This is a genomic window from Sutterella massiliensis (genome assembly GCF_016899755.1).
In the GTDB taxonomy this organism is placed as follows: Bacteria; Pseudomonadota; Gammaproteobacteria; order Burkholderiales; family Burkholderiaceae_F; genus Sutterella; species Sutterella massiliensis.
Genome location: NZ_JACJJC010000105.1, coordinates 1 through 1,168, shown reverse-complemented (window position 1 = coordinate 1,168; position 1,168 = coordinate 1). Strand labels below are relative to the sequence as shown.

The 1,168-nt window shown below is 56.2% G+C and carries 1 protein-coding gene; it reads left to right on the top strand.

Annotated features, from left to right (window positions below):
* Window positions 1-295 precede the first annotated feature (295 nt).
* Entirely contained in the window at window positions 296-1,078 is a 783-nt protein-coding gene (locus tag H6A60_RS11555) for a DDE-type integrase/transposase/recombinase (RefSeq protein ID WP_205104760.1), read from the top strand.
* Window positions 1,079-1,168: the final 90 nt, after the last annotated feature.

Here is a 1,168-nt window from a genome sequence, read left to right as displayed (position 1 = left end):
AGCTTAGTGTGAAGAATCGCGTCCGAGCGAACGGGTTTCACTGAACTGCGAATGACCGTCGCATAAAACCGAACGCTCGTCGTCGAATCCCGAACGAGAATCTCCGAAGTGAAAGCGGCTGTCGTCGTAACGCGAACGACAGTCTGCGAAATGTGAACAGCAATCTTCTAAAGTCGAACGCGTGTCGCTCTCGCGCGAATGCGACTCGTGGCGTTCGCGAATGGCCGAAATCGCACAAGTGCGAACGCCGCTTAAGCTGGAGTTACGGCAATTTGCCGGATTTTAGGAGAGAAAAATGGCATTAACTGCTGAAGTTCTCCGCTCGCTCATCAAGCATCACGGCTTGGGGCAAAGCATCCAGCGCACGGCCAAGGCCGTCGGCCTATCAGCTTCGACCGTGAAGAAGTATTTTGACCGCATCGCAGCGGCCAATTTGACATGGCAAGAGGCCAAATCTCGAACGCAGGAGGAGCTGATAGCGTCGCTACAGCCCACGAGGCGCACGATCAGCAACTACTGCGAGCCTGACTGGGACTGCGTTCATCTCGAACACCAGGGCAACCGCATTCCGCTCAAGAGGCTTTGGAACCAATACATCAGCATTGCGGGCGACAATCAGAGGACGCTTTCCTACGCAGCCTTCTGCCGCAATTACGACTCGTTTGCCGCCCACCTGCCCGTATCCCTTGCCGAGATTACCGCCACCTTCGAATGGAAACCCGGCGAGGTTGTGATGATCGACTACTCGGGCGACCCGATGTATCTGACGGACCCTAAAACAGGGGAGCGACAGTCGGTCCAGATCTTTGTGGCCATCCTGCCGCACTCGAACTACACGTTCTGCTACGCCACACCCAAGCAGACGCGGGACGATTGGCTCGATGCACTGGTCGAGCTTATGAATTTCCTGGGTGGCGTGCCCCAGTACATCTATCTCGACAACAGCACGGCCCTCGTCACGAAGGCCGATGCCGTTGCTCCGAAAGTTTGCGAGGCATTCGGCATGTTTTGCGAACACTACGGCACGACCCCGTTTCCGGTAACGCCGAACAGACCTCGCCACAAAGCAAGTGTCTAAGGTGCTGTGCGCCTCGTTCAAGAACGTTGCATGCGTCCGTTAGCCGGACGTCCGTTTGCCTCGATCAACGATCTCAACGCAGAGTTACGG